Source organism: Kineococcus indalonis (assembly GCF_009906395.1).
Lineage (GTDB): Bacteria > Actinomycetota > Actinomycetes > Actinomycetales > Kineococcaceae > Kineococcus > Kineococcus indalonis.
Window position 1 is genome coordinate 1 of the sequence record NZ_JAAALM010000478.1, and the last position, 3171, is coordinate 3171.

General features: G+C 78.9%; 3 protein-coding genes. 2 read left to right on the top strand and 1 reads right to left on the bottom strand.

Annotation, left to right across the window (positions count from 1 at the left end):
- Positions 1 to 212: 212 nt before the first annotated feature.
- Both GTR00_RS26010 and GTR00_RS17710 read left to right on the top strand, forming a co-directional pair.
- Positions 213 to 1418 (top strand): PP2C family protein-serine/threonine phosphatase, encoded by a 1206-nt coding sequence (locus tag GTR00_RS26010; protein ID WP_166612896.1) that lies wholly within the window; start codon positions 213 to 215, stop codon positions 1416 to 1418.
- A gap of 148 nt (positions 1419 to 1566) precedes the next feature.
- A complete protein-coding gene (locus GTR00_RS17710) occupies positions 1567 to 2004 on the top strand; it encodes an OsmC family protein (RefSeq protein ID WP_166612897.1) in 438 nt (145 codons plus the stop codon).
- Between the two features lie 61 nt (positions 2005 to 2065).
- On the opposite strand, the gene GTR00_RS17715 is transcribed toward GTR00_RS17710, so the two are convergent.
- Positions 2066 to 3171, bottom strand: a 1106-nt coding sequence (locus tag GTR00_RS17715; RefSeq protein ID WP_166612898.1) for a sugar ABC transporter substrate-binding protein, incomplete at its 5' end; no start/stop codon positions are given.

Genomic DNA, 3171 nt, shown 5'->3' on the forward strand with positions numbered 1-3171 from the left:
GAGGGCGCTCCCCGCGGCCCGCGCCGCGAGGGCGCCGCGCGCGACTGACGTCGCCCACCCGGTGCCGACCCGGTGCCGGTCCCGGCGCTGAGCCGCCGGTCCGACCGCAGGGCCCCGCCCCCTCCGAGGGGGCGGGGCCCTGCGGCGTCCCAGGACCCCCGCCCACCTGGCAGAATCACAGGGTGATTAAGCAACTCCGCAGCGTTGCGGCTGTGGGGGGTGACGCCGCGCCCGCCCCGGGCGCCGCGCCGCGCGCCGCGGCCGGCGGCCCCCCGCGCGTGCGCCCCGCCGTCGTGGTCGTGAGCGCCTGCCTGGCATGGGTGCTGCTGCTGTGCCTGGGCCAGGTGGTCGCCGGCAGCGAGCGCCTCGTGGTGGTGCCCTGGCTGGCGCTGGGGCCGCTGGCCGCCTCCCTCGTCGTGGGCCGCAGCGCCACCGCCGTCGTCGCCTCCGCCTCCGTGCTGGCCGTGGCGGCCCTCAGCGGCTGGGGCAGCGGCGACCTGGGCACCGGCACCGGCGAGGTGCGCGTGGCCGGCAGCGCCGCCCTGGCCACCTTCGCGGTCGTCGGCGCGCACGTGCGCGAGCGCCGCGAGGAGCGCATCCGCTCCGTCACCCGCGTCGCCGCGGTGGCCCAGACCGCCATCCAGCACCCCGTGCCCGCGCGCGTGGGCGACCTGGCGCTGGCCTCGCGCTACGTCTCCGCCAGCGCCGACGCCCTCGTCGGCGGCGACCTCTTCGACGTCGTGAGCACCTCCGACGGCGTGCGCCTGGTCGTGGGCGACGTGCGCGGCAAGGGCCTGCCCGCGGTGCACACCGCCGCGGCGGTGCTCTCGGCGTTCCGGCACACCGCCCCGCTGCCGGGCACCGGGCTGGCGGAGGTCGCCCGCCGCGTGGAGGCGGCCGTGGCGCCCCGGCTGGGCGCGGAGGACTTCGTGACGGCGGCGCTGTGCGCGCTGCACCCCGACGGGCGCCTGGAGGTGGTGCTGTGCGGGCACCCCTCGCCGCTGCTGCTGGCACCCGGCCGGGACCCGCTGCCCGCCGGCCGCCACCCCGGCCCGCCGCTGGGCCTGGGCGTGGAGCCGCGGGTGGAGAGCACCGTCCTGCTGCCCGGGCAGCGCCTGCTGCTGTTCACCGACGGCCTGCTGGAGGCGCGCGACCGCGAGGGCCGCTTCTTCGACCTGGACGCCGGGGCCCGCGCCCTCGGCGCCGGCGCGCACGGCGGCGCCGGGCGGGCCGGCGGGACGCAGCAGGACGGCCCGCGGGGGGGCGCGACGCCGGAGAGCGGCGTGCAGGAGGCGCTGGACGCGGACCTGGAGCGCCTGCTGGCCGACGTGCGCCGGCACGTCGGCGGGGTGCTGGACGACGACCTCGCCGTGCTGCTGCTGGAGCGCCTGCCCACCGCGCTCGCCCACACCGCCTGACGCACCGCCTGACGCACCGCCTGACGCACCCGCCCGCGCCGGTGGCGCGGCTCGCGGCCGGGGGTGAGGATGGGGCGCCGCGAGCGCGTGGCCGCGCTCGACCAGCACCGGGCACCGCCCGGCACCACTCGACACCACAGGAGGCCCCGTGCCCACCCGCACCGCCCGCACCGCCTGGAACGGCACCCTGAACGAGGGCTCCGGCCAGGTCGAGCTGTCCAGCTCCCAGGTCGGCACCTACGACGTCTCGTTCCCCAAGCGCGCCGCGGACGAGGCCGGGGGCACCACCAGCCCCGAGGAGCTCATCGCCGCCGCGCACTCCTCGTGCTTCGCGATGCAGTTCTCCGCGCTGCTGGGGGAGGCCGGCGGCACCCCGGAGAGCCTGGAGGTCACCGCCGACGTCTCCCTCGGCCCGGACCCCGCGGGCGGTTTCCGCCTCACCGGCATCGCGCTGAGGGTCACCGGCGAGGTCAGCGGCGTCGACGCCGACACCTTCGTCAAGACCGCGCAGGCCGCGAAGGAGACCTGCCCGGTCTCCAAGGCCCTCACCGGCGTCGAGATCACCCTCGACGCGCGGATGGACTGAGGGGACCCGCCCGGGGCGCGGCCGGCGGGCGGGTCGCTCAGCGGCCCGCCCGCCGGCCGCGTCAGCCGGTGATGCCCGCCTCGCGGCACAGGGTGCTGGCCGCGCCCGCGCACAGCGCGTCGGCGGTGGTGTAGCCGGGCTCCAGCACCTCGGAGCGGATGTCGTCCCTCGTCACCGCCTCCGGCTGCAGCAGCACCGTGGGCACCGCGCCGGCGCCGTTGTCCGTGGTGGTCGTGGTGGCCGGTTCGCGCCCGGAGAGCACGTCGGCGACCAGGTCGGCGGCCGCGCGCGCCTGCGCGGGCAGGTCCTTGAACACCGTCATCGTCTGCGTGCCCGCCAGGATGCGCTGCAGCGCAGCGACCTCCGCGTCCTGGCCGGTGACGGCGACGTCGCGCAGGCCCGCCGCGGCCAGCGCCTCGGCGGTCCCGGCGGCCAGCCCGTCGGAGGCGGCCTGCACGGCCAGCAGCGGCCGCCCGCCCAGCTGGCCCAGCGCCTCGGACACCTGCTGGCGGGCGGCGTCCTCGCCCCACCCGGCCACCGAGCGCTCCGAGGCGACCGTCACCTGCCCGTCGAGCACCGAGTGGGCGCCCGCGGCGAACAGGGCGGCGTTGTTGTCCGCCGGGTCGCCCTGGAGCATGAGCACGACGCCCTCGCCGGCGCGCTCGCCCACGGCGTCGAGCACGGCGCGCCCCTGCAGCTCCCCGACCGCCTCGCCGTCGAAGGACACGTAGTAGTCCAGCGGCGCGTCCTTGACGAGCCGGTCGTAGGCGACGACGGGCACGTCGGCGGCCGAGGCCGAGCGCACCAGGGAACCCGCCTCGGCGCCGTCGATGGCGACGACGACGAGGGCCTGCGCGCCCTCGGCGAGGGCCTGCTCGCCCTGCCGGTTCTGCTCGGCCTGGTCGGAGGCGGTGAGCAGGTCCACCACGCAGTCCCCGCAGCGCTCCTGCAGGGCGACCGCGAAGTTGGGGTAGTCGTACGCCTGCGAGCGCAGCGTCGTGGAGGGCGCCAGGAACGCGACGTGGCGCTCGGCGCCGGCCGCCGGGGCCGCCGGGGTGGTGGTGGCGTCCCCGCCGCAGGCGGCCAGGGTCAGGGCGCCCAGGGCGCCCAGGGCGGCCAGGGCCGCGGCGGCGGCGCGGCGGGTGCGGCGGGTGCGGTTCACGGGGG